Here is a 25,464-nt window from a genome sequence, read left to right as displayed (position 1 = left end):
GCAAGTGACTTCGCAAAAGTAACAGATGTTCCCGTCCCACCATATACCAAAAGAGGGAACTCCATTTTAAAAAAGTAAAATGATGAAAGGATTTCTACATATACCCTGTAGATGTCCTTTATTTAACGGAAGATAGATTATGAGACAAGGTAGGAGTACTGCATATGCCTAACGAATACACTTCAAGACAAGAACGACGGAAACAACAGAAGAAAACAGGATCACATCGACAAAAAAGAAGCTGGTGGAAATGGATTCTGCTCAGTTTGTGTGCGGCTTTTATACTTGTGGTAATCGCATGCGGTATCACGATCGCTATCATGCTCCATGATGCACCAACATTGAAAGCAAGTGATCTACAGACGCCGCAGTCCACACGGATATATGATCAGGACGGAAAACTTGTCAGTACGTTATTTCACGAGGAAAATCGCATCAAAATCGATATCGACAATGTTCCAAAAATGGTAAAAGACGCTGTCATTTCTATAGAAGACAAAAGATTTCACGATCATCGTGGTATTGATATCCGTCGTTTGTTCGGGGCGGTGATTGCCAATATCAAAAACGGCTGGGGTTCAGAAGGTGGTTCGACCATTACACAACAAGTTATCAAACGGAGTGTCCTATCACCGGAAAAAACCTTGAAGCGAAAAGTACAAGAAGCATGGCTTGCTTCACAATTGGAGAGGAAATACTCGAAAGATCAAATTCTAGAAATGTATTTAAACAATATCTATTTCGGACACGGAGCGTATGGCATAAAAACAGCTTCTGAAATATATTTCGGCAAGGATCTTTCCGAATTAAATTTGTCGCAGGTAGCCTTGCTCGCCGGCCTGCCAAATGCGCCAAGCGCTGACGATCCTTTCAAGCATCCTGAACGGGCAAAAGAACGCCGCGACCAGGTATTGTCGGCAATGGTAAGCAACCATTTCATTTCCAAACAGCAGGCTGAAAAGGCCAAAGACAAACCGATCTCAGAACTTCTTAGAAAAGAAGAAAAAAGGCAGGAGAACAACGACCCTTATAATGCTTTTATCGATACGGTATATGAACAACTGGTCAACCAAAAAAAGATCGTCTCTGAAAAAGAGTTTTACCAAGGCGGGTTGAAAATCTATACGACGCTCGATTCAAAAGCACAACAAGCTGTCTATAACTTGATACGATCAGAGGATATCCCCTATCCCGATGAAAATTTTGAAACAGGGATCTCGCTTGTAGATACGAAAACGGGTGCCGTCAAAGCCGTCGGAGGTGGGCGCCATTTCGAAGCGATCGGATATACCAATTACGGCTCTGATGTCCAAAATCAACCAGGTTCAACGATCAAGCCAATTTTGGATTACGGTCCAGCGATTGAATACTTGAAATGGCCGACATCCCACATACTGCGTGACGAGCAATACCAGTATAGCGACGGAACACCAATCAATGAATGGGATAACGAATACTGGGGTGATATTACCATACGGCGTGCTTTGGAATGGTCGCGAAATATTCCTGCCCTGAAGGCATTGCAGGCTGTCGGAAAAGACAAAGCACAAGAGTTTGCTTCAGAGCTGGGTATCGATATTGATCCGATCTATGAATCGGCTGCGATTGGCGGTTTTGACGGCGTTTCCCCCTTACAAATGGCGGAGGCTTATGCTGCATTTGGTAATGGCGGTACCTATCACGAACCATTCACGGTTAAAAAAATCGTTTTCCCGAGTGGAAAGGAATGGAAGCCAGAACCAAAGTCACATGATGCAATAAATGATTATACTGCCTATATGATCACCGATATGCTCAAGACTGTCATTTCAAGCGGAACCGGGACACAAGCAAACATCCCTGGAATACCTGTGGCAGGAAAAACCGGATCGACCAATATTCCGAAAGAGATCCAAGACCAATACGGGCTCGGGGATGGTTTGCTTGATTCGTGGTTTGTTGGATATACGCCTCAATATTCCCTTGCTATTTGGACCGGTTACCCGTCGTTAAAAAATAAAGACGGCGATGTACAATATATCCGATACGACGGCACACAGAATATTGCTATGCAACTTTTTCGGAATCTAATGTCCGAAATTTCGGATCCGAATATGGGTGATTTCGAGAAACCGGATACGGTGATCTCTATTGGCTCGGAACTGTATGTACGGGGTACACAGCAAGATCAACAAACCGAGGAACAAGCGGATCAAGGAAAAAACGAGGAAAATCAAAAACAGGAAGACAAACAGGACGAGGAACAAACTAATCAAGAAGAAGACAAGGAAAAACAAAACCAAAAAGACGAACAGGACGAGGAACAAGCCGATCAAGGGAAAGATCAGGAAAACCAAAAACAAGAAGATAAACAAAACGAGGAACAATCTAATCGAGAAGAAAACAAGGATAACGAAAAACAAGAAGACGAACAGAACAAGGAACAACCTGATCAGGGAAATGACAAGGGAAATCAGGACCAAGAAGATGAACAAAAGAATAAAGAGGACGATCACGGTAACGGAGGCGATAACGACAACGGGCAAAATGACAAGGATAAGCAAAAGGATGATGATAGCGGAAGCGATGGTGAAAACAATAGCTCCTAAGAAAAAAATAATGGTTGATCGGGTTTGTCAATAAAGTGAGTAAATTAAACTGAATTGTGTAAGTAAGAATCGGACGCGTCTTTACTTACACATTCAAGTTTCGGAGTAAAAAAAGCGGGACCAGATCCCACATGTAGATCCTGGTCGTCTGTCATTGCACTTTCACTTGAGTTAATCGCACCTTTTTTATTACCCATAAACTTGCACTCGCTTCTAAACCCGGCAGTCACTCTATCTATTAATATCAGATGTCGCTGATAAAAAAATATGAATAAAGAATTCCATCAGCAGGATACCTATGCTATCAAAGGCAACATCCAACAGATGCCCATCCCTGGAGAAATAGGGTTGAATCAGCTCGGAAACCACGGCAAGTCCCAAAGTGATCCAGACAGCTGTTTTCAACCTTTTGATACCTAGAAAGATAGATAACAACCACATTGCAAACATAAGAAGGTGCCCAACCTTTTGTATCAATAAATTCGGACTAAGCTCATATATTTCGAAAAAAACAAAATCTGGATGTGATGTCATGTGTATATCCAATGCACTGTGAGAAAGTAGTGCATTTATATCTGAAGTGAACAAAAATGCTGCCATTATTAGCGACCATCCACACATAAAAATAATCCTCAACGCTACCATCCCTTTAAATAAACATACTGATGGAAAATATAATGTAAAAAAAACCCACTCTATCATCTATTTTATATTTATTCTAATTAACTTGCCAAATGGTGTTACTTCGGCAAATACAAGCCTTGTTTCACCTTTAGATATGGTTTATCAGTCTCCGGGTCTATACCTGTTACAGGTCAACCGGTTTCCCCTTGTCAACCCATATGGAAAAATCGCTATCGAACTTGCAACATGTTTTAAACATTATCCCAAGAGGAATCCTTTTACTAAGACATGAAAACGAAAGGATGAGAAACATGTTGGAAGTTAAAGGACAGGAACAGGGTGCGTTGTTGGAGATTACCACACAGGGTACAGCCACACAAGAGGATTTACAGAAATTCAAAGAAGCAATACGTATGAAAATACTGCAGGAGGAACCGCTCAACATCTTGTTTATTTTCAAAAATATAGAAGGTATCACACCCAAAGGACTAATGGAAGATATGAAAACTTTTCCATATATGAAAAGCATCAAAAAAGGCGCCATTGTTGCGGATGACACGTTTACAAAAGTGGATGCAACCATTGCAAATATCATCCCTGGAGTAGAAGTCGCCCAGTATTCACCGGGCGAACTGGAAACAGCAAGAAAATGGTTGGCGGAATAAGATAATCGACACTCGGATAAGTCTTGGGATTAGCTCCTCTTATCCGGGTTTCTTTTTGAAACAGGACAAATTTGCATTAAAAGAATAATACTCATCCTCCATTAATGTGGCCCTAAAAAATCCCCGCTTGACTAAATTATTATTTGTCTGCAGTAGTAACCTAAAAGTCCCGGCAACCATAAATGATAACACCTCCCCCGCAGCTGATCATCCAACTATACTATCCGGTTTGAAGTGTTCATATTCCATTTTCTCTTATACCTGCAATGCAAGCGTCAAATAAAAAAGGAGGCAAAAACAACAATTAATTGCTTTTACTTCCTTATCAATGGTCCAAATACTTTTCCAGTGCTTCATAATCATTGTGCTCTGTTAGTATGCTTATTGCCCAATTATATGGAGATTCATGAAACCCCATTTTGTCCTTGATTAAAGATGCTTCTACTTCAGACCTATTTATTAAATCCATAGCTTCATCTTTACTTTTACCGAACTCATTAATCAATTCATTGGAAATACGATTAATGATTAAATTAATCTCATTGCGAAGTTCCGGACCATTATTTATATTTAACATTGTATCACCTCCAATATCTCTAAATATCTAGCAGCTTCGTTTGTTAATACAGCCAATTGATTTTTATTATTATATGCTTTTATATCTTTATAATTCACTGATACTAAACCACCATCAGCAACTGGACCATAAATCCAATCCAAATTAATTTTAGTTTGCAGGTTATCTTGCCGCATATTCCAAACAAAATGTTTCCAATCATTGTCATTAAGTTCATAGATTTTATAATTTAATTGTGCCCATTTAATTAAATCCTTAATCCCAAACTTAAGAACAACTGGTTTGAAGTCCTTTTTCATTCCAAGAAAATCTCCAATGGTAACACCGGATATTTCTAAAATTCGTTTATTCGGAAGGACTGGTCTATCGGTTCTGCGTTCTGCCCATTCCTTGGCTTGGTCAAAACTGTTTGTTAAATAAAAACCGGGTCCGAAATCAACCCCACCTTTTTTCCTCGGAAATATCTCTATCCCATGTTTAGCGATACTGTCGGAGTATAAATTAATTGTTCCATGATACAATGGAAGATTCGATTCATAATGAATATGCAATAGTCATAACCCCAATCAGAATCCACCTAGTTAAATTATAACATGGATTCATTAACATTTCATTAGATCTGGGTAACCGCTCTCTTTCAATACCAGAAATTAATAGTAACTCCACCTGTCTGCAGTAACCCTCCATCCCATTTGAACCAATACTTGATACTACAGTCGCCATCGTTTCACAACCTTTTGTGTTTGTTATCTATACGATAAGTCAGATTGATAGGAAGGTCAAAATGCTAAAATTGATTTTTTTCTCCAAAATTACATGATTATAGGACTTAAATATAACAAAAATTAATTTTGACAAAGGTAAGTAGGGTAAATCAGCTTAAAATAAACATCAAAATTTAATTTTAATCTATTTAAAGGAAAAAGCTGTTCCATAGGAAGGTTATACTAGAATAACGCTAACCTTATGGAACATTGGATTAAACAACATCGATTGCATTCGACAAAACTCAGGAAGGACCCTTACTTTAGCGTACCTGGGCAAGCTCTGTTGCACATTAAAGTACGTCATTACTTTCGTTTCTTCCTCTGTTTCTGCTTTTCCCATGAAATGGAACTCAAGGGTAATAGAATAGCACATCGCAATCCCTTATATCTTCATTTAGGTGATAGACGGTGTACCCGTTTGTTCCACCCTGGCATCAGCCCATCTTGGCTCTTGTCCAGCTCCTGTCTTTTCCTGCAGTCATAAGTGTCAGTCTACTCGCATTGGTCTTCTATGGTTCACGCCCTTCGCACTAGATTCCTTGCATTTTAGGTGGGGGCTCGCAACTGTATCAAAAGAAAGTAGTGGAACCCGTCCCCCTTGCTTCAAATTGAATGTATAGTCATTGGTGAGCCCGCAAAATAAATAAAACATACGCTACCATACCATGTGGCAACGTATGTTTATCCCTTATAGTGTTAACGTTAACAAAAACATCTGGAAAGAAAAAACAATCCTATTCACTTAATTACATCTTAAAAAAACATATTGGCAATTAGTAAACAAATTAAACCTACAAACCACATAAGTGTCGTTGGAACGGACCAAACCATAACTTGCTCTTTCACTTCTTTTATTCCTAGCATACGGTTTACTACCCAGAAAAAGCTATCATTAAAATAAGAGAAGATGAGTGAACCTAATGCAGCAGCTTGGGCAGCAAGTGCCATATTGACATCTAATTGCGCTAAAATTGGTGCTGAAATCGATGCTGCTGTAATCATAGCTACCGTACCACTTCCTTGAACTAAACGAACAAGACTAGCGACAAGGAAAGGTATTAAAATTGCTGGTAATGGTAAGTCAGCAATTTGCCCAGCGATATAGTCCCCTGTTCCACTTTCACGTAGTACATTTCCAAGCGCCCCACCTGCACCTGTAACAAGCAGAATGATACCAGCATCCTGAATTCCTTTTTCCATTACTTCAAGTGTTTCTCTACGACCTAATCCGCCAGTAAGTGCGTAGATGGAGATAATTACACCTAGGGCAACGGCAACAATTGGTTGACCTAAAAAGTATAGAATTCCATAAAATCCTTCTGTTAACTCTAAAGCTGACAGTGTTGTGTTCAAGAAAATGAGAATAATTGGTATAAGAATCGGCAGTATTGATCTTGCAAACGACGGGAGATCTTTTCCTCGTTCATTGATAACTTCTAACAAGTCTGGATATGAAGCTTGTTTCTCGGGTCTAGTATATCCGGATTCTGAATCATCAGGAATTTGATAAATTTTCTTTCCTAACCATTTCGCATATAGAACCCCTACAATTATAAGAGGGATAGCAAACACCATACCCAATGCAATCATAATACCAATGTCGACTCCGAAAATCCCTGCTACCCCTAATGGACCTGGTGTAGGAGGAACTAATGAGTGTGTAATAACAAGTCCAGCTGCTAATGCGACACCGATAGAAATAACTGATTTCCCTGTCTTTCTAGAAAGCGTTTTAACTAAAGGGTTTAAAATAACAAAAGCTGAATCAACAAAAATTGGAATAGAAATAATATACCCAGCTATTGCCATCGCCCATTCTTCTTTTTTCTGTCCAACAAATTTTATTAACGAGTAGGCTAATGTCTCAGCGGCTCCTGTTACTTCAAGAATCCGCCCCATCATAACACCAAGTCCAATTACAATCCCAATAGATGCCAGCGTACTCCCGAATCCTCCTGAAATAGCGCCAGCTACATCCCCGGGAACCATACCACCAACAATACCTGCAATCGAAGCTCCTACAAGAAGTGCTATAAAAGCATGTATTTTCGTTTTTAAAACTAACAAAATTAATACAACAATCCCTAGTATAAGTCCAGTAACCATTTGTGTGCCTGAAACTGCATCCATATCTTTACTCCCCTTTATTTGTAAGTGCTTTCATCCCATCGTGTAAAAACCAAGGACGGATGTTATCCATCCTTGGTTTTACATACTACAATCCGTATTTTTCTATAAAGTATTTCTTGTAAAATTTGGTGCATATTGAGCAGCAAGCATGATGCACTCTTCCATACTTACACTTTCAGCAATATTTTTACCTGCAATATCAAATGCAGTACCGTGATCGACAGATGTCCTTAAGAACGGTAATCCATTAGTGATCGAAATAGTCCTGTGAAAGTCCGTCATCTTAGCAGCGATATGCCCTTGATCATGGTAAAGAGAAAGCACAGCATCATACTTTCCATTTAATGCTTGGAAAAATACGGAATCAGCTGGAACAGGTCCTTCTGCATTAATCCCATCTTTTAAGGCAGCTTCAATACCCGGTTTAATTTCTTCTACCTCCTCCCATCCAAATAATCCGCCTTCCCCACTGTGAGGATTTAGGCCAGCAACAGCGAATCTTCTACCTTCTACACCTAGCCGTTGAAGGGCCTTGTCACAACGGATTAAATAGTCATGAACTCTTTCTTTTGTCATCTGTCCAATAGCATCTTTTAATGATAAATGACGAGTTAAGAAGAAGATTCTCATTCCTCTTACTTCAAACATTGTTAGTGGGTCGTCTGAACTTGCTAGATCTTCAAGCATTTCCGTGTGTCCAATGTAAGGAACTTTTGCAGCTTTTAATGATTCTTTGTTTATTGGTGTTGTCGCAAGCGCTTTAACTTCACCTGCCATAGCCAATTCCACTGCTTTTTTAATATATTCAAAAGCTCCTTGACCACATTGTGCAGACACTTGGCCATACGCAAGTTTATCCATATCAATGTTATTTAAATTTATTACATCGACTGTACCTAACTCATATTTACCTTCAGCTGGTGAAGCCACTTCATTCACTTCTAAATTAGCATTCACAATAGAAATTGCCTTTTTGATTACAGCTGTATCACCAATTATCAATGGTTTACAAACATCATATATTTCTTTTTTTGTAAGAGATTTCATTGCAATTTCTGGTCCAATACCTGCCGGGTCACCCATTGGAATTGAGATTATTACTCTTTCAGTTGCCATATAAACTCCTCCTTAAAATTTTGCCTCCAAATATTTAACGCTCGTATAGATTGCTTTTTTATCTCCAGCCGTGCCACCTTTTGTGACTAGCGGAATCCCATCAAAATAACCCCCAATAAACTGGCCATAAGCCACACGAGATAGAACTTCATCTTTCAAATTAATTCCTTCTGCTAGCCCAACCGAACATAAGGAGGCAGTTACATCTCCACCACTAGAGAAACATCCACCAATTTCATACTTGCTATTTTGAATGACCATTCTAGTAATTTTCCCTAATCCATCAGCTATTCTTTTTGCTAAATAGTCCTGGCTAACACCCAGTTCTTTTGCTACTTCTTTAAGGTTAATTACTTTAGCCGTTGGAGAATCTGTAGTAATAATTAATATATCTTGCTTATCCATTTCCTCCATGGCCCTATTTATGACCCTTTCTACCTCCTCATCCCATGCACTATCTAAGGTAGCCAATTTTTCCGGATCTACATAAATAGGCTTGGAATTAGTTTTGTCCATTAGATAATGTAGCTGCATACTACTATTAGAGGTAACACTTCCCACCGTTACAATGATTTTTTTATCTGTTTTATGTTGGCGGGTATACACTCTAGAGTAGGTAGCCGTTAGTGGTCCTGAATCGGCTGGAATCATTTGATATTCTTTAATAGATTTCATAGCATTAGCAATAGCATCGATATCATCATTTGTTACGACATCTAAAACGATAATACGATTTCCTAACGCTATCTTTTCTCTAAGCGCTTGTTCAATTACATTTTCTCCAGCTAAGACCTTATCAAGATCAATGTGTGTAACTGGATATTTACTTTGCTTTTGAACAATTTCCGGTACATATGATTGTTTAACTGGTCTAACCGGATCCCTTCCTACATCTGTCGCCTGTACTGGCACACCATTCACTAATAGATAGCCTCCTGATGTAATTCTTCCTGAATCCGGAAAAGAAGGAACAACCACTGCTATAGCCTTTTCGCCAAGTTCAGCCAATAATGTATCAATCTCAATTCCAATATTCCCTCTCACCGTACTATCAATGCGCTTACAAATGACATCTGCTCCCCATTTTGTAAAGTTTTCTAGTACTTTCCGGACTCTCTTTTGAGCAATATTTTCTTTGACATAACGACTATCTGTATCTATACAAACAGCGTTAAAAGGACCAGATATGGGTGGTTGGTCAAAATACACCATTGTAGCTGCCGAAAAACCTTGCTTCGTAAGCCTTACTCCTGTTGCATTTGCACCTGTTAAATCATCTGCAATAACCCCGATTTTCAAAAGGTACCCTCCCTTCAGGTTTGATAACTGTCAAGTACTCTTTTAATTTTTTTTCCATTACATTATTTACCCCATCATCCGTAATCACGCCATTAATCAATGAAAGATCACAAACTTTGGCGAAAGATTTTTGGTCAAATTTGCTCGAATCGACTACTAACCATGTAGTTTCTGCTGCTTTTATCATTAACCGCTTTGCGGATGCCTTTTCAAAAGTTGGTACCGTGACCCCCGCTTCCAGATCAACAGCATGTGCCCCAAGGAAAAATAAATCAACATGCAAATTTTCAAGGGTATATTCTGTTAAAGGACCAAATAATGTCCCGATATTATTTTGAATCTCCCCACCGGTCACAATTACTTTTGCCTCACTATCCATTAGTTCAGCTGCAATTTTTATATCATTTGTAACTACTGTTATGTTCTGTTTATCTTTAATCCGTTTTGCAATTTCAAGAGTCGTTGTTCCTGAATCTAATAAAATGGTTGAATGGTCTTGAATATAGTTCAACGCAATTTTGGCAATTTCCCTTTTTTCGTTACTGAATTTTCCTTCTTTTGCTTGAAAAGGTGTTTCAAGAACCGTGGGCTTATTCAAAATTGCTCCCCCGTGAGTCCGTATGACCTTCTCATTCTCCTCTAAATAAGTCAAATCCCTACGAATGGTCATTGCTGAAACATTTAATTGCTCCGCTAATTGATCAATATCTATTTTTTCACTTTTACTTAATAGGTCTAAAATCCATTTTCTGCGATCTACCGGTACCATTCCTATCACCCTTGTTATTTTTAAACATTTTGTAATTATATTATGTTCATTTATAACACTTTTGTCAAGAGATTAAATTTAAATTATGTTTATAATTAACAAATTGATAGAATGAGAGAAGATGTGAGGTCAGGATATTTTTCCTTTTCCGTGGCTTTAAGCTACTCTCTTCAGCTTTCTTCCCCCTAACTCTCCCAACAACCACTCATCCGTCATCACAACTGCTCCAGATCCTTTACCCGCTCCTTCTCCTTCCTTCCGCTTCTGCTCCAAAAACCACTCCGGCACAACCTCATCCTTAGCACCATAACCCCGATCACGCCGCCCCTGACTGTACTGATTCCGAAACGCCATTTCATTAACCGCGGGCCCCACTGTAGCAATGCCCTTCTTTGCCCACTGCAACAATATCCTCTTTGAAAAACGACAATGGCCTCGTTCCGTTCCAATCAATATTCATCACACGCAGCACTAATTTCTCCCAAATGTCATTTATCCAATCGACAATGTCATCCTGAACATATGAACTAGCGACACTAAAATTTTCCTAATAGAAACGGATCGCGTCTGTTGTAGTTGGTTTGTTTTGTATTGTCTTGTTTTGTTTATCTTTTTGTTTAAACGTTGTGGGAGTCTAACCCCAAAACCTCCACATTAGCCAAATCAATCACCCCAAAAAGCGTCTCCCAAGGCGTGTTCATTCTATCATTCCAACTTGATAATAGGTTTTAAAAAGGGAGAAATCGGGTTGGAAGACAAAGAGCTTGAAAAACTGCTTGCCCTTGAATTAGGAAATCACATACGATACAGAAGGAAAAAAGTAAAGGAATTAACAATGGAAAGACTCGCTGAGATAGCTGATATCGATGACAAAAGCTTGGGAAAGAATGAACGCGGCGAGAGGCTTCCGAAAATAACGACTCTCTATAAACTAAGGAAACACCTCGGTATCAGTGTTGACTCGGTAATAGATCAGATCATAATTGAAGAAAACAAACGAAACTAGACTAAAACCGATCTATCCCTAATCCGTGTGATGTCAAAAAAACCATTGTTACCACGCCTTTCCCACCCATAGAAAGCCTGTATCCACGAAACAGATTCATTCTCCTCACAAATTCCAACACCTGCCCCCCACCAAAAGGAGTGATGCCCATGAAGCAATTCAAATACATGTAAACCCCATTCCCATGACACCATTTGCCACTGAAACGTCACATAAGCTTCTTTATTCCTTGGAAAAAGTAGAACATCCCAGCTCCCTGTTTCTGAATCCTTTCTTTTTAATAAAATTTCCAAAACACATATCAACCGTCAGATCCCGCAACACGATAATAATGACAACTTGCCTGCCAGTAAATCTATCAAAAAAGGGGAATTCATATGGACAATAAAATACCATTCGAAGTGATCTTCAAGCAAAATGAAAGACGAATCTATTATCACCTTCATAAACTGAACATCCACGATCCGCATCACGATTATTTTCAGGAAGGCCTCGTTGCGATGTGGAATGCCTATGAAACATATCAGCCTGACAAAGGCCCAATGGCTACGTATTTTAACTTTACCATCCGCAACCGGCTAATTGACAAGATCCGCAAAGAAACAAGGATAAAGCAAAACGAACAGCAAGTCCTGCTTAAGCAAATCCCGCAGGTCCGCGACGGAAACTATCTCCGGAGCAAAGAATCGACCAATCATCCGCTTCCCCATCTCTCGGAGCTTCCGCTAACCGACCCTTCCCTTTGGAAAGAGCTTGAATCCCGTCTTACCGAAAACCAATGGAAATGGGTGTATTATTACATCGCCTGCGACATGTCCGTAAAAGATATTGCAATTCAGGAAAATACCACCGTTGAGGCAGTGAAAAGCTGGGGAAAACAGGTCAGAAAAAAATTATGCAATGAAGCATTTCGTAAATCTCTTTAGCCTTATAGAACATCCACAAGCAGCAAGTCGCTCTCCCGCTTGACGGAGCCCATAACCGCCACCGTCTTCACTATGTATCCAACTAACGCTTCCCACTTCATCATGGTTTTGAACAATCAAGAAATACAAACTGGATTCTCATGGGCGGTGATGGCTCCTTTTCACATGCGTTGCATCTGTTTCGGGCGGCGTGCAATTCTACTAAAAATTTTTTCAAAAACACACATCTAATGGAGGAAAAAATATGAATTACATAAAAGAACTGAATGCATTTTATAATCAAGTCCTTATTAACCCACTTTCCGGATCAGCTATGACTCTCTGGAACGCGCTAATGCATATAAACAATTTATGCGGATGGAAGAAAGAATTCACTGCTTCCGTTTCTCTTTTGCATCTAAAATCCGGAATCAAAGGAACCACGTTTAAGCGGGCACGGGATGAACTGCAGAAGAAAGGATATATCCGTTTCACATCAAGAGGCGGAAATCAGGCAGCAATCTATCAGATCATTTCCCAGCAGCACAATTCAGAGCAAAGTGATACCCCTGTTCAAACATTTTTATGTCGAGCCCCAAACAGAAACGAAAACGCCGCATCATCAAACAACACCCAACACCACCGTTATCTCTGCCGAAGCCCACGCGCCGGAGAACAATATGGCATTAAGTGTGGCTGATTATACGGGAGTCAACACGGACGGCAATGTGGACCACAGTCCGGCCCCATTATATAAACAAAACAATAAACCAAACCAAACAAATACGAAACAAACAACAACTGCAGACGCTATCCGCTTTTACCAGGAAAATTTCGGTGTGATTCGTTCGTTTGTTGCTGAGGAAATGAATAGTTGGATCAAGGACGTAGGAAATCCGCTCGTTTTGCATGCCATGAAACGGGCCCTGGAGCAAAATAAGGCAACATGGAGCTACGTAAAGGCAATACTGAGGGCATGGGACAAAAAGGGAATTACAACCATTAAACAAGCGGATGCCGATTCAAGGGCGTTCAGGAATAGGCAAAAACGCAGACCCTATCATGAGAATGGCACCAGAGAAGCAGTTGTTCCGGATTGGTTTATCGAGCGAAAACACAAGCAAGCACAAATGAGAAAGGCAAAACCGCCCAAACCGAAACCGGACCCGGCTGCCGAGGCTAAGGAACGAGAGGAATTTGATAAGCTGCTGGCAGAGTTTAGGGGTGGTCGGAAGTAATAGAAAAGGGATCGGGGACAGATGCACTGTCCCTTTTGAACAAGTAATAGCGGATGAAGCGGTATTTCGTAGTTAGCAAATTGTAATGGCGGTACATAAATACATGTCCACAATCATTCTATTTTCCGTTCCCTAAACACTGCACTGCCTCACCTGGCTTCACCTTTTTCTCTTCTAATTCGATCAGCGCCACTACCTCCAGCAAAGAATAAACAGCATCATTCTTTGTATATACCTGATCGTCTATCAAGCTGCATATGGTTTGAATGATTCTGTTTTTCATGTCGGTTAGGGTCCATTTTGTGTGTAGTTCGTTTAGTAGGTTATGTTGGGTTACCTCTAGCTTTTCCATGTACCGATCCCTCCCCATATTTTTAAAATCTGTACTTATATACGTACAACTATTGGTTATATTATATAGTACGCTTTTAAGTACAGTCAACCTTTAGTATGGAAATGAGGAAAAAGATTGGTTAAGGTAGAGATTATTCTAAATGAATTGCTAAGTCGATATGATTTAAGCATTAACCAGTTGCATTTGTTAACCGGAATTCGCCGGGCTACGCTAAGCGAATTGGCGAATGGAAAGCGGCAACGAATTCAGTTGGAGCATATTGAAAAGATTGCTAATGCGTTGGGAATTGAAGATATTAATGAGATTGTAAGGCTTAGTAGAATAAATGAATGGAACTGACAAACGGCTGTCGGAAGGGAAAAATGGTTTGAGTTCAAGCTTACAAACGAAAAGTACGCAGATACCATTCATCGCGTAATTTCATCTCCATCTCACTTAACAATCAACAAAAAGGATTTGGTTAAGGATTCTTGACTAAAGTTGTTCCTTCGTTGAGTGAACTCCCCCCACCCCATATGATTTTCGGGTGCTCTACTTGACAATCCATTGATCAAAGGACAGAAGTATTTACTAACATCGTCATATACTCGGTAATCTTAGTTTCAAGACACCTTAGAATTCTTTAATGTTAGATTATAGAGCTAGTAATATTATACTAAAAAGCCCGCAAAGGTTTTACAATCATATGCTTTTGCAGGCTTTTATTAAATTGCGTATTGGTTAAATTACCAAAAAGTTAAACAACTTTTTGTTTTATTTGAGATTTGGAATGACTTTTAGGTTTAACAATTAACCCGGTAAACTTACCTACTACAAGTAATAAAATCAATATTGCCAAGCTTGAAAGTCCAACGATTAAAGAATTACTTTTGATCATTAACACGGGAATAATTGATGTAATTAATCCTCCACCTAGAAAGGGACTATAGAATGGTGCTCTCAAAGCAAACCCCATGCTTGAATTCGTTTTCATTTCTGGGTCTGAAGTTCTTAAGAGCATTAATCCTACAGCGGTTACACCTGAATATGCTCCGTAATGTACAATTGCACTTTCAAACCAATTTTCGGGAAAAAACCTTTTTCCAAGGTAATAAAAGAACCAGAGCATAATAATCATAGTCACTAGAGTTAGAATAACCAACGGTATAGCAAATTCCAACACTATCGGAACTTTAATAGCCGCAACTGCTCCTATTATAAGAAAATCTAAAGCAATTCCTTGTATTCTATTTAATGTATTAACGTCAATCATATCGAAATACTTAGTTTCTGAAACTATTACATTTACTATTAACCCACCAATCATCGCTAATGGGAAAAGTGGTATACCCGGAACATATATTTCAATTGAGTATGGCATTCAATATGTACCAGCCTTGCAATCTTTTTTACCACTAAATGCGGAGAATTTTACCACCTTTTGCGGAAGTCTTTACCATTTTATCGACTCCTGTATACTTAATGTGCATGCCAACCGGCATGACATTAGGAATACAGGAGGTTTTTTATGTTTCCATATCGACAGATGCTGGAATTATATGACGAGGAAAGGAGTTTACGAAATATCGCAGCGATGACTCGCCATTCACGACAAAAAGTCACAGAAGTCATACGATTAGCGGAAAAAAGGGGATTGAAATGTCCATTAGATGAAGAAATGACAGATTCTTGGATTGAAGATTTTCTCTATCCTGAGAAAAAACTGGAAGCTTCAGGTCGGCAAATGATTGATTTTGATTATCTGCATAAAGAGTTGGCCAAACCACATGTTACATTGACATTGCTTCATGAAGAATATGTGAGGAAATCCGAGGAACAAGAAAAGATTCCCTATGCCTACCGGACATTCACGGAGCATTACCATAACTTTGCCCAAAAATATAAAGCAACCTTGCGAATCAAACGGAAACCAGGGGAATTGTTAGAAGTAGATTGGGCAGGTTCTACTTTATTTATCATTGATCCCGATACAGGGGAAAAAGTGAAAGTGTATGTATTTGTGGCAACTTTACCATGTTCGCTGCTTTCCTATGTCGAAGGTTCTTTATCCATGGATTTAGCGTCTTGGATAAAGCTTCATCAACACACGTTTGAATACATGGGAGGAAGCACTCAAATCATTGTTCCAGACAATTTAAAGACAGGAGTGACCAAACATACCCGCAAAGAACTGGTGTTAAACAAAACATACGAAGAAATGGTCCGCCACTATCACTCGGTGGTCATGCCAGCACGCGTGCGTTCACCAAAGGATAAACCGAATGTAGAAGGTTCCGTGAACACGGTGTCAACCTGGATTATTGCCGCATTAAGGAATACTCAATGTTTTACGATAGAGGAAATAAACCAGGAGATTCGAAAGAAACTGGAGGAGTTTAACCACCGGCCTTTCACAAAAAAAGAAGGCTCCCGTTGGTCAGCATTTATAGAAGAAGAGAAGTACGCCCTTACTCCTCTTCCCGCTAAGCCCTACCAGATGTCTGAGTGGCGAACAGCCAAAGTGCAGCCTGATTATCATATCTCTGTAAAAAGTATGTTTTACTCCGTTCCCTATGAGTATATAGGAAAACAAGTCGATGTGAAAGTCTCAGATGAGGCGATTGAAGTTTATTTCAATTACATGAGAATCGCTTCTCATCCAACACTGCATGGGAAATACGGGCAATTTTCTACTGTACATGATCATATGCCGGATAATCATAAACTTTACGTGGAACAAACACCGCAAGACGCATTGGATTGGGCGGAGAATATTGGAGAACATACGCTATTTGTGGTGAAGTTTCTATTGGATAGCTACGAAGTTGAAAAACAAGCAATGAAGTCCGTCTTTGCCCTAAAGAAACTGGAGCGTACCTATACTGTTTATGAAATCGAACGTGCGTGTAAAATGGTGCATGAAATCACGAATCGACCAACCGTGAAAAGTATTCAAACACTTATCAAAAACAATAAAAAAGCAGACTCAGAGAAAACTTTCACACAGAAGAAAGATAATGTGCAAAATAAGCACGGTTTCACTCGCGGGGCTTCTTATTTTGGAGGGAAAAATAAATGAATCAACAGAATATAGATAAACTAAAAGCATTGAAACTATCAGGGATGGCAGAAGCCTATGAAACTATTTCTACCAAGGGAGAAAATAAAGAGATGGATTTTGATACATTATTCGGCATCTTGATTGACCATGAGGAATCCCGGCGGAAAAGCAATAAAATCAATCGACTTCTTAAACAGGCAGCATTTCCTGAGTCTGCCTCTATGGAGGAAATCATCTACTATGAAGATCGAAAACTGGATAAGGATTTAATCTTACGTCTAGCCAGTGGCAGTTATATTCTGGATGGGAGAAATATTATCTTTAAAGGAGTGTCTGGAGCCGGGAAGTCTTGGATGGCTATCGCATTTGGTGTACAAGCATGCCGTCAATTCTTCAAGGTTCAATATACACGACTTCCAGATTTATTAGAAGCATTTAAAATAGCAAAATATCAACAGGATGACAGCTACACCAAATTAATGAAAAAGCTTCTGAAGGTTGACCTTCTTATTCTTGATGAATGGCTGCTTTATACATTAACGGATGAAGAAACAGCTCTCCTTCTTGAAGTGATTAATACAAGACGTCAGGCAAAACAATCCAATATATTCTGTTCCCAATTTGATCTTGATGGATGGTATGAAAAATTGGGAGGCGGAACCCTGGCAGAAGCCATTCTAGACCGGATTGTTCATGATTCTTATGATATTTTTATTGACGGAAAAGTATCGATGCGTGAACGTCTTGGTGTGCACCATCAAAAGAAAAACGATGAAGAGAACAGCAGCCTTTAATAAATACCAAGAATAAGAACAGAAAGGGAGTTTTAAATGAAGGATTACATGACAATATCAGAAACGGTTGATCTCTTACACAACTATGAGTTGGAATGTGATGAAAAAGATGTTAGGCAATGGATAGCTAAAGGTGAAATCGAAGCAACAGAATTTGAAGGGAACTACCATATTTATGAACCAGCTGTGTTATCTTTCTTGATAGATTTAAGTCGTGTTGGAACAGCCTATGAAAAAGGAATTGATGATAAAACCAAAATAGAAAGACTCGAGGAAATGGTGCAGGAGTTACAGAAAGAGATTGATAGACTGCGTTGTGAGAAATTAAAGCTTGAACTTCAATTAGGAATTCTTCCGTTTTAGTGTATAAAGAAATCCCCCCAAACAGTCGGGGGATTTCTTTATACATGTGGTAAAGTGTTCCGCAGTGAGTGGTACATCCCGCCGCAAAAGGTGGTAAAAAAGATCGCACAAGTGGTAAAAATAGTCCGCCGTACACATTCAATTGCTTTTTCCATAAACCAACCTATTAAAATCGCAATTGAAATCAAGCCTGCATGAAAAGCAAAGCTTTCAACCAGATCAGGATTAAGTGTATTTAGTGAGTTAGGTTTTTGTTCTTTTGCTTGAATCACATCAGATTTACTATTTTTGGCCATATCTTCAGGTTTTTTAATAATGGAAGTGTATCCTTTTTTAACACCATGATTAATCATGATAATACCCGAAATGATACCAATAACGATACCCATGGTAGCAGATGTAACTCCTAATGATGCTCCTTCGCTCCATCCTAAATCGTTATAAACTTCTGTCATTCCAGCAGCTGTTCCATGTCCTCCAGCCCATCCAACTTCAATAATTGATGCAAACATTTCATTTAAATCAAATAATGGTATTAAGATTAAACCGGCAACTATTAAAGGTATAGATAATTGTAGAAGACTACCTGTATAACTATACATTATATGTCTCGCTACTAGTTTAGTTGCCCCTGCGTGTTTTTGACGTTTCATCCCCATCAGCATTGGTGCAAAAACAATTGATATTAAGATACCTGCCAATGACCCCCAAGTACTAACCATTTCTGATGAAAATATCTTTACACCATATGGACCCAAAGCCAGTCCTATAAAACCTGCTATTAATGAAGCTGGTATAAAGTATCTTTTGAGTATTTTGAACCTTAATCTTATAAATGTGGCTAAAACTAGAAGTAAGCCCATAACGATAAAATAAAATAATAAATTGTTAAGTGTCTCAGAAGATATGGCTTCTGTTGGTATCATTCTTATTCCCCCTTTTTATTTATAGAAGGCAGATCTTAGATGTGAAATTTATGCTTTTAGACAAACGATGGCTTCCCATACATGTTAAATTCTATACCAATTTTTTCCTTCATTGCTTTTTCATAAATAACAGATGCTAACGCTACGTCCTGAATTCCCATTCCAACACTATTAAAATATATAAATTCTTCATTATTTGTTCTACCACTTTTTATGGAATTTACAACTTCACCCAATTGCGCATCAATTTTACTATCCTTAAACTTTCCTTCTTTATACATGATTGAAATTGTTTCAACCCCTCGATGCTTAAGTTCCTCCCAGTCATCAACAACAATCTTTTCTGCCTTCTCTATAACCTCAAATTCACATTCATGACTTCCCACATGAATGTACAAAGCTCCACTATCAATCCATTCTGGTTTTACAATAGGAACTTTTGTAACAGTTGCTGTTATAAATACATCTGACCCTCTGACCGCTTTTTCTGCTGTATCTACAACTTTTATAGGTAAATTCACTTTTTTGCCCATCTCTTCAGCAAATTTGTAAGCGCATTCAATATTAAGATCATTTATCTTTATTTCATTAATTTCTTTTAAAACATGATTCATTGCTAAAAGTTGTGTTTTGCTTTGGGGACCGGCACCAATTAAACCTAATACTTTGGAATTTTTTTTTGCAAGATATTTTGCAGCAACGCCTGAATTGGCTCCGGTTCTCATTGCACTTAATAGCATCCCATCCATGATAGCTTTTGGAAAAAACGTCTCGTAATCATTTAGGATTATAATTCCGGAAGCCCTCGGTAATCCATATTTATCCGGATTTTGAGGTGCACTAGAAATCCATTTGATACCTATTGAATTAAAATCTCCTTCAATTGAAGCAGGCATCGAATTAATTCTTCCTCTAGTATTTTCCGAGTCAATATCCCCCCATCGTAATACTGTTTTGTTTGGCAGAACATATTTCTTTTTTTGGTGTAAAGAGAAAACTTTCTCCATTGTATCAATTGCAAGTGATATATCTTCACCTCCACATTTTTTTATATCCTCTTGACTCAAAAATAAAATATTCGAATTCAAAATACTTTCCTCCCTTTCAGAATTAATATATAATTATATTAACAAAATTTTTATTGCTTAACAACAATATTTGTTGCTGAGAGGATGATAAAATTAAAAATTTAATTATAGGATTCTGAAATCGTGGTTTAGCATTTGGTGTAAAATTACTTAAGAAAGGAGTGGCATTTAACCTATTCGATAAATTTATTTCCATAATAGTGAAACCGTGTTCTCAACTACTCTTAGCATATTGGTGCAATTTCCCATTCTGTTCTACCAAATTTGAAAAAGACAGCAATACATTAACATGACGGAATTATCCAACTATCACTAGTTTACTTGAATCATTAGATGAAGAAAGATTAGCAATCACCTAAGAATTTGAGCTTAAATTGCTTTAGGCAAAAAATTGGTTAAGTTATAATTACAAAGTATATCTATGTGGGTAAACGAAATAATCCAGATAAATTCTAGCTATGATGAAATATATGCACCCATTGAAATTCGTGAAAATATGTAATGGAGGACATTCCTATGAGTGTTGTTCCTATGAAAGAACTGGCCCATTAAATTATGTTAAAACTACAAATAGATTCCATAATCAACTTAGCTTCAGCAATTTATAATTATGACTTTATGGAAAAAGGTATAACACTCGACTAAATGGATATTACTTTAAATTCACCTATATGAAAATTTATCAAGCAAGTCATCAAATTAATTTAAAACCATGATATATTAATTTTACGTTATATGGAGGAAAAAATGTCTTTATTTAACAATATACAAGTTGCAATAGATTCACTTAGTGATGCGAAAAAAAATGTAGCATATTATATATTAGATAATTGGGTAGAAGTTGCTTTTCTATCTGCTTCTAGAGTTGCAAAAAATGCCGGAGTTAGTGAGTCGGTAGTAGTTAGATTCTCACAAGACCTAAATTTCTCAGGCTTCCCAGAACTTCAAAAAGAATTACAAAAGATACTTAAGTCTCGACTTGTCAATCCCATTATTGAAATACCTAGTGATACAAATGACCATGAAATTACTAATAACGATTTGTTGGATATTTACAGCAAATCTATAAGGAACATTGATGAAATATTCAATAAAAACCCTATTGACACGTATATCAAATTCTTAGATAAAATTCTGGAGGCAAATAAAATTCTCATATTAGCAAGACAAAACTCATTTGGCCCAGCTTATCTGTTAAATGTCCATCTAAATGAAGTTTTTGCCAAGTCAAAAATATTGGATGGAGAAAGTGTTGAAGCCTTAGATTATATTCGTGGATTTACTAATAAGGATTTAGTTATATTTATATCAATTCCATCATACTCTAAAAGAATGAAGTTTTATAGTGATTATTTAAGCGAAAAAGAGATACCACAAATTGCTATAACAAATTCACACTTGCATCATATTGGTAAAAACGCAGATGTCTTGCTGTTAACCAGAGTTGACTCCCTTTCGTTTTCAAATTCACATTTAGGAACAATTTTTATAATTGATATACTCATATATTTACTAACAGTCAGAAGCAAAGGTGAATTATTAAGACAGCTGGAGGATATTAAGATACTAAATGAAAGATTCGGTATAACGGAATAAAGTAAGGGTGAAAAAATAGAGGGGGTGACTAATCCCCTCCTCTCACACTCTCATGTAAGGTTCCATTAAACATTAACGGTGGTCCCAGATTACATAAAATATAAAGTTCCATACCTTTTAACCCTTGGTTCTTCCAGTAGGTGGCCCTAGGGCTTTATGTAGTATGGATTTCTATACGCCACAACAGTGTTCGACGACATGCATTAAATTGCCATCGCCATTCAATAGGTAGATGGTAAAGAGTAATCATCTTTAAGTTCAATCTTAATTATAACCACTCCAATGGATTCCAGTTAGATTCACTCATCAACTACTTGTTCCCCGAATATTATTCAAATTTATTCGCTGGCAGTCTGTATATAATCATAGTTTACTAATCCAAACCTATAAGGTGAAAGATGATCAATTTGATAGTCTGTATTATTATATATAACAAGGTCTTTTGCTATTTCCCCCATTGCAGGTGATTGCGAAAAACCCTGACCTGAGAAGCCGCATACCAATATAATATTCTTATTTTCTTGTAAGCTCCCCACAATTGGTAGCCCATCAGAAGTAAAGCCTTCCATAAATGCGCTAATACGCATGGGATCAGGATTTAGGTTTGGTAACAATTTTTTAACAGACTCTCTTACTCCTAGAATATCCTCTACTGCAACATTCTTATCAAAAAAGTTTGCATCTTTCACTTCTGCTTTTATTGAATTATCACTTACTCTAACCATTCTTCCATCCAATGCTGGAGTGCCTTGTATATGTACGCCATCACTCAATCTTGAAAAGTTAGGAAACTTACTTTCTTTAAATAGTTCTGGATCTTCAGGCATAAACCATGTCATCAATAAACGATGTACAGAGAAAACATTATTCAAACTTGGAACTAATTTATTTGCCCATGGCCCCGTTGTTACGACAACTTTTCCTACTCTATAAGTAGAATCATTGGTATGAATAGTAACACCATTGGAATCAGCTTGGATATCAACTACTGGAGTATATGAATGTATTTTAGCACCCAATGATTTTGCACGATTAACAGCAGAAATCACAATTTGCTCTGGACGAAGAATGCCACCTAAATCATCCCAGATTATGACCTCACCAGGTAGTAATGGATGCTGTGGATAACGTGACATGGCTTCGTTTCCCTCAAAAATTTTATGATCCAGATCATATTTTTCAATACTAATCATTACATTTTTCATTCGTCCCGTATTAGGATCTCCTATTGTCAAAGCTCCACTATCAGATAAGAGTTGCTTTCCTGTATCTTGTTCAAGTTCCCTAAACTTACGATACGAAGCCTTTATGAATGGAGTTTCTCCTACTAAAGGAGAAGCAATTCTAAAACGTCTTGACTCACCACCATAAGCAGAGCGGTCATGACCTATTCCATATTGTTCAAACCCTAATACAGATACACCTTGGCCTGCAAGTTGCCATATTGCCATACTCCCCATTGTTCCTAATCCAATAACAGCCACATCAGCATCCATTATATCTCGCCCCTTCTCCGTATTTTTATTGTTTACAAGATTACCTAAATATTACTATTGGTCCTAAAATGTGAGCTGCTCTACCATTTCTTTCATTAATAGTTTTCCTGTAGTTGTTTAATAGTTTGTAAATTACTAGTTAACGGGAAATGACAGGCAACTTGATGGTTTTTATCGATATCCTGCAAAGTCGGATCCTTTACTTTACAAATCTCTTGAGCGTAAGGACATCTTTTTTGGAAACGACAACCTTCTGGTATATTAATAGGACTTGGATTATCCCCGTCTAAGATTATAATTTCTCTTTTGTCCCGTTGAGTCGGATCTGGTATTGGTACTGCATTAATTAACCCCTCTGTATAAGGGTGTTTTGGTTCTGTATTCAGCTTCTCTTTTGTAGTCATTTCTACAATTTTACCCAAGTACATAACTGCTATACGATCACTTATATGTTTTACTGCTGGTATTCCATGTGCTATAAAGATATACGTTAGATTATATTCCTTTTGTAGCTCTGAAAGAAGATTTAAGATTTGCGCCTGAACTGATACATCCAGTGCAGATACAGGCTCATCACAAACAATAATTTTGGGCTCAAGAGCAATTGCTCTTGCAATACCAATCCTTTGCTTTTGTCCACCACTGAATTCATGTGGATATCTTTGAGCGTAGGATTTATCCAAACCGACCTTTTCTAATAAATCCAATACTTTAATCTCTAATTCTTTTTTTGATAAATTACTATGTGTAATTAATGGTTCAGCAATAATATCAAAGACTTTCATTCTTGGATTTAGGGAAGAAACTGGGTCTTGAAATATCATTTGTATATTTTTTCTCATTTCTCGTATCTCTTTTTCTTTTAAACTTGATAAATCAATACCATCAAAAACCACTTTCCCTTCAGTAGGTTTAAGCAATGACATAATAATATTTCCTAAAGTTGATTTCCCACAGCCTGATTCTCCTACAACACCTAATGTTTCGCCTTCTTTAACTGTTAGGTCTACCCCATCAACAGCTTGTAAGTATTGTTTTTTAGATTTAAGCCAACTGTTCGATACATCGTAATATTTTTTTATTCCTTTAATTTCGAGTATGGTTTTGTCTTGTTCATCAATTTTCGTCACATTATTTCACTCCCTTCTCTATTTCTTTGTGCAGCCAACATTTTACTAAATAATTTTCATCTATATGAAACATTGGGGGTTCATGGGTTTTGCATTCCTCTGTAGCAAATTCACATCTAGGATGAAAAGCACATCCACTTGGCAATTGGTTCGGCGGAGGGACAGTCCCTTTGATAGATTCTAATTTATCAGTTACCAAGTTAATGTTTGGAGTACTATTTAATAGACCTTTTGTATAAGGATGTTTTGGATTCTTAAATATAGAATAAACATCCCCTTCCTCGACTAACTTTCCAGCATACATAACTAATACACGATCCGCTATTTCTGCTACAACCCCTATATCATGTGTAATCATTAATATAGAAGTATCGTATTCCTTTATTAAGGCTTTCATTAATTTCAATATTTGAGCTTGTATAGTTACATCTAATGCTGTCGTAGGTTCATCAGCAATTAATAATTTAGGATTACAGGATAAAGCCATTGCTATCATAACCCTTTGCCTCATCCCACCACTTAAAGAATGGGGATACATATTAAATACTTTTTCCGGATTTGGTATTCCAACTTTACCTAACTGCATGATTGTTCTTGCTTTTGCTTCCTTCTTGCTTATATTTTGATGGGCCAGAATCGATTCATTTACTTGATTACCAACCGTAAAAACAGGATTTAAAGAAGATAATGGCTCCTGGAAAATCATGGATATATCATTCCCTCGAATTTTGAGCATCTCACTCTCGGGAATACCTAATAAGTCTTTTCCTTCAAATAATATTCCTCCACTCTTTACTCTACCTGGTGATTCTAAAAGCCTCATTATAGACAAAGAGGTAACACTTTTACCTGAACCTGACTCCCCAACAAGAGCTACAGTTTCTCCTTTTTTAATAGTAAAACTGACACCATTTACAGAAGGGATTTCTCCTTTTTGAGAGTAAAAGGAAGTTTTCAGATTTTGTATATCTAATAAAATATCACTCATAATA

The 25,464-nt window shown here is 37.8% G+C and carries 27 protein-coding genes; 11 read left to right on the top strand and 16 right to left on the bottom strand.

The features are described from left to right. The first annotated feature begins 164 nt into the window (after window positions 1-164). Window positions 165-2,588 carry a transglycosylase domain-containing protein gene (locus CZ382_RS17995; protein ID WP_088052558.1) on the top strand — a complete coding sequence of 808 codons (2,424 nt, stop codon included), beginning with the start codon at window positions 165-167 and terminating at the stop codon, window positions 2,586-2,588. A gap of 231 nt (window positions 2,589-2,819) precedes the next feature. Here the strand turns inward: CZ382_RS17995 and CZ382_RS17990 are convergent, their stop codons facing one another. Next, on the bottom strand, window positions 2,820-3,188 hold the full coding sequence (locus tag CZ382_RS17990; protein ID WP_088052557.1) for a VanZ family protein: 369 nt from the start codon (window positions 3,186-3,188) through the stop codon (window positions 2,820-2,822). Between the two features lie 335 nt (window positions 3,189-3,523). On the opposite strand from CZ382_RS17990, the gene CZ382_RS17985 reads away from it, so the two are divergent. Next, a complete protein-coding gene (locus CZ382_RS17985; protein WP_088052556.1) occupies window positions 3,524-3,877 on the top strand; it encodes a SpoIIAA family protein in 354 nt (117 codons plus the stop codon). A gap of 325 nt (window positions 3,878-4,202) precedes the next feature. On the opposite strand, the gene CZ382_RS17980 is transcribed toward CZ382_RS17985, so the two are convergent. The 7 genes from CZ382_RS17980 to CZ382_RS17945 all read right to left on the bottom strand — a co-directional run bounded on the left by CZ382_RS17980 (window position 4,203) and on the right by CZ382_RS17945 (window position 10,940). Continuing rightward, window positions 4,203-4,454, bottom strand: a complete 252-nt coding sequence (locus tag CZ382_RS17980) for a hypothetical protein (RefSeq protein ID WP_088052555.1) — start codon at window positions 4,452-4,454, stop codon at window positions 4,203-4,205. Beyond that, window positions 4,448-5,005, bottom strand: a complete 558-nt coding sequence (locus CZ382_RS17975; protein ID WP_088052554.1) for a DUF3990 domain-containing protein — start codon at window positions 5,003-5,005, stop codon at window positions 4,448-4,450. Before CZ382_RS17975 ends, CZ382_RS17980 begins: the two co-directional genes overlap by 7 nt. 969 nt (window positions 5,006-5,974) lie before the next feature. Continuing rightward, entirely contained in the window at window positions 5,975-7,351 is a 1,377-nt protein-coding gene (locus CZ382_RS17965; RefSeq protein WP_088052552.1) for a GntP family permease, read from the bottom strand. A gap of 102 nt (window positions 7,352-7,453) precedes the next feature. Continuing rightward, entirely contained in the window at window positions 7,454-8,467 is a 1,014-nt protein-coding gene (pdxA, locus tag CZ382_RS17960) for a 4-hydroxythreonine-4-phosphate dehydrogenase PdxA (RefSeq protein ID WP_088052551.1), read from the bottom strand. 12 nt (window positions 8,468-8,479) lie between these two features. Continuing rightward, a complete protein-coding gene (locus CZ382_RS17955) occupies window positions 8,480-9,766 on the bottom strand; it encodes a four-carbon acid sugar kinase family protein (protein ID WP_088052550.1) in 1,287 nt (428 codons plus the stop codon). Next, on the bottom strand, window positions 9,741-10,535 hold the full coding sequence (locus CZ382_RS17950) for a DeoR/GlpR family DNA-binding transcription regulator (RefSeq protein ID WP_088052549.1): 795 nt from the start codon (window positions 10,533-10,535) through the stop codon (window positions 9,741-9,743). The genes CZ382_RS17955 and CZ382_RS17950 overlap by 26 nt, the downstream gene beginning before the upstream one ends. A gap of 156 nt (window positions 10,536-10,691) precedes the next feature. Beyond that, window positions 10,692-10,940 carry a hypothetical protein gene (locus CZ382_RS17945; RefSeq protein WP_088052548.1) on the bottom strand — a complete coding sequence of 83 codons (249 nt, stop codon included), beginning with the start codon at window positions 10,938-10,940 and terminating at the stop codon, window positions 10,692-10,694. Between the two features lie 343 nt (window positions 10,941-11,283). On the opposite strand from CZ382_RS17945, the gene CZ382_RS17940 reads away from it, so the two are divergent. Then, a complete protein-coding gene (locus CZ382_RS17940) occupies window positions 11,284-11,541 on the top strand; it encodes a helix-turn-helix domain-containing protein (RefSeq protein WP_088052547.1) in 258 nt (85 codons plus the stop codon). Here CZ382_RS17940 and CZ382_RS17935 read toward each other — a convergent pair. After that, window positions 11,538-11,834, bottom strand: a complete 297-nt coding sequence (locus CZ382_RS17935; RefSeq protein WP_140392751.1) for a hypothetical protein — start codon at window positions 11,832-11,834, stop codon at window positions 11,538-11,540. The two genes, CZ382_RS17940 and CZ382_RS17935, sit on opposite strands and share 4 nt — an antisense overlap. Window positions 11,835-11,918: 84 nt before the next feature. Between CZ382_RS17935 and CZ382_RS17930 the strand changes: the two genes are divergently transcribed. The 3 genes from CZ382_RS17930 (at window position 11,919) to CZ382_RS17925 (ending at window position 13,684) form a co-directional block, all read left to right on the top strand. After that, on the top strand, window positions 11,919-12,467 hold the full coding sequence (locus CZ382_RS17930; RefSeq protein ID WP_088052545.1) for a sigma-70 family RNA polymerase sigma factor: 549 nt from the start codon (window positions 11,919-11,921) through the stop codon (window positions 12,465-12,467). Between the two features lie 244 nt (window positions 12,468-12,711). After that, window positions 12,712-13,146: a hypothetical protein gene (locus CZ382_RS23825; protein WP_159457832.1), complete on the top strand. Its 435-nt coding sequence runs from the start codon at window positions 12,712-12,714 to the stop codon at window positions 13,144-13,146. After that, window positions 13,127-13,684: a DnaD domain-containing protein gene (locus CZ382_RS17925; protein ID WP_159457831.1), complete on the top strand. Its 558-nt coding sequence runs from the start codon at window positions 13,127-13,129 to the stop codon at window positions 13,682-13,684. The genes CZ382_RS23825 and CZ382_RS17925 overlap by 20 nt, the downstream gene beginning before the upstream one ends. 118 nt (window positions 13,685-13,802) lie before the next feature. Here CZ382_RS17925 and CZ382_RS17920 read toward each other — a convergent pair whose 3' ends face one another. Next, on the bottom strand, window positions 13,803-14,036 hold the full coding sequence (locus CZ382_RS17920) for a hypothetical protein (protein WP_088052543.1): 234 nt from the start codon (window positions 14,034-14,036) through the stop codon (window positions 13,803-13,805). A 117-nt stretch (window positions 14,037-14,153) separates the two neighbouring features. Here CZ382_RS17920 and CZ382_RS17915 point away from each other — a divergent pair, with 117 nt between their 5' ends. Beyond that, window positions 14,154-14,378 (top strand): helix-turn-helix domain-containing protein, encoded by a 225-nt coding sequence (locus tag CZ382_RS17915; RefSeq protein WP_088052542.1) that lies wholly within the window; start codon window positions 14,154-14,156, stop codon window positions 14,376-14,378. Window positions 14,379-14,775: 397 nt separating this feature from the next. On the opposite strand, the gene CZ382_RS17910 is transcribed toward CZ382_RS17915, so the two are convergent. Next, window positions 14,776-15,399 carry a sodium/glutamate symporter family protein gene (locus tag CZ382_RS17910; RefSeq protein ID WP_088052541.1) on the bottom strand — a complete coding sequence of 208 codons (624 nt, stop codon included), beginning with the start codon at window positions 15,397-15,399 and terminating at the stop codon, window positions 14,776-14,778. A gap of 147 nt (window positions 15,400-15,546) precedes the next feature. Here CZ382_RS17910 and istA point away from each other — a divergent pair, with 147 nt between their 5' ends. The 3 genes from istA to CZ382_RS17895 are packed head-to-tail and all read left to right on the top strand — an operon-like array spanning window position 15,547 to window position 18,236. Next, window positions 15,547-17,097, top strand: coding sequence for an IS21 family transposase (istA, locus tag CZ382_RS17905; protein WP_088050155.1), 1,551 nt, complete (start codon window positions 15,547-15,549; stop codon window positions 17,095-17,097). Next, window positions 17,094-17,873 carry an IS21-like element helper ATPase IstB gene (gene istB, locus CZ382_RS17900; RefSeq protein WP_088050154.1) on the top strand — a complete coding sequence of 260 codons (780 nt, stop codon included), beginning with the start codon at window positions 17,094-17,096 and terminating at the stop codon, window positions 17,871-17,873. Before istA ends, istB begins: the two co-directional genes overlap by 4 nt. A 36-nt stretch (window positions 17,874-17,909) precedes the next feature. Further along, window positions 17,910-18,236 carry a hypothetical protein gene (locus CZ382_RS17895; RefSeq protein ID WP_088051617.1) on the top strand — a complete coding sequence of 109 codons (327 nt, stop codon included), beginning with the start codon at window positions 17,910-17,912 and terminating at the stop codon, window positions 18,234-18,236. Between the two features lie 38 nt (window positions 18,237-18,274). Here CZ382_RS17895 and CZ382_RS17890 read toward each other — a convergent pair whose 3' ends face one another. Together CZ382_RS17890 and CZ382_RS17885 are read right to left on the bottom strand one after the other, a co-directional pair. Continuing rightward, window positions 18,275-19,162 carry a sodium/glutamate symporter gene (locus tag CZ382_RS17890; protein WP_088052540.1) on the bottom strand — a complete coding sequence of 296 codons (888 nt, stop codon included), beginning with the start codon at window positions 19,160-19,162 and terminating at the stop codon, window positions 18,275-18,277. 56 nt (window positions 19,163-19,218) lie between these two features. Further along, window positions 19,219-20,169 carry an ornithine cyclodeaminase family protein gene (locus CZ382_RS17885; protein ID WP_407701331.1) on the bottom strand — a complete coding sequence of 317 codons (951 nt, stop codon included), beginning with the start codon at window positions 20,167-20,169 and terminating at the stop codon, window positions 19,219-19,221. 828 nt (window positions 20,170-20,997) lie between these two features. Here CZ382_RS17885 and CZ382_RS17880 point away from each other — a divergent pair. Next, entirely contained in the window at window positions 20,998-21,846 is an 849-nt protein-coding gene (locus CZ382_RS17880) for a MurR/RpiR family transcriptional regulator (protein WP_159457830.1), read from the top strand. A 338-nt stretch (window positions 21,847-22,184) separates the two neighbouring features. On the opposite strand, the gene CZ382_RS17875 is transcribed toward CZ382_RS17880, so the two are convergent. From CZ382_RS17875 to CZ382_RS17865, 3 genes are all read right to left on the bottom strand, one after another. Continuing rightward, window positions 22,185-23,342, bottom strand: coding sequence for an FAD-dependent oxidoreductase (locus tag CZ382_RS17875; RefSeq protein WP_088052537.1), 1,158 nt, complete (start codon window positions 23,340-23,342; stop codon window positions 22,185-22,187). Between the two features lie 95 nt (window positions 23,343-23,437). After that, on the bottom strand, window positions 23,438-24,472 hold the full coding sequence (locus CZ382_RS17870) for an ABC transporter ATP-binding protein (RefSeq protein ID WP_088052536.1): 1,035 nt from the start codon (window positions 24,470-24,472) through the stop codon (window positions 23,438-23,440). A 1-nt stretch (window position 24,473) separates the two neighbouring features. Further along, complete coding sequence (locus CZ382_RS17865) at window positions 24,474-25,460, bottom strand: ABC transporter ATP-binding protein (protein WP_088052535.1); 987 nt, start codon at window positions 25,458-25,460, stop codon at window positions 24,474-24,476. Window positions 25,461-25,464 lie beyond the last annotated feature (4 nt).

The sequence above is a fragment of the Virgibacillus dakarensis genome (assembly GCF_900155625.1).
In the GTDB taxonomy this organism is placed as follows: domain Bacteria; phylum Bacillota; class Bacilli; order Bacillales; family Amphibacillaceae; genus Lentibacillus_C; species Lentibacillus_C populi.
This window is presented reverse-complemented; position numbering and strand designations above follow the sequence as displayed.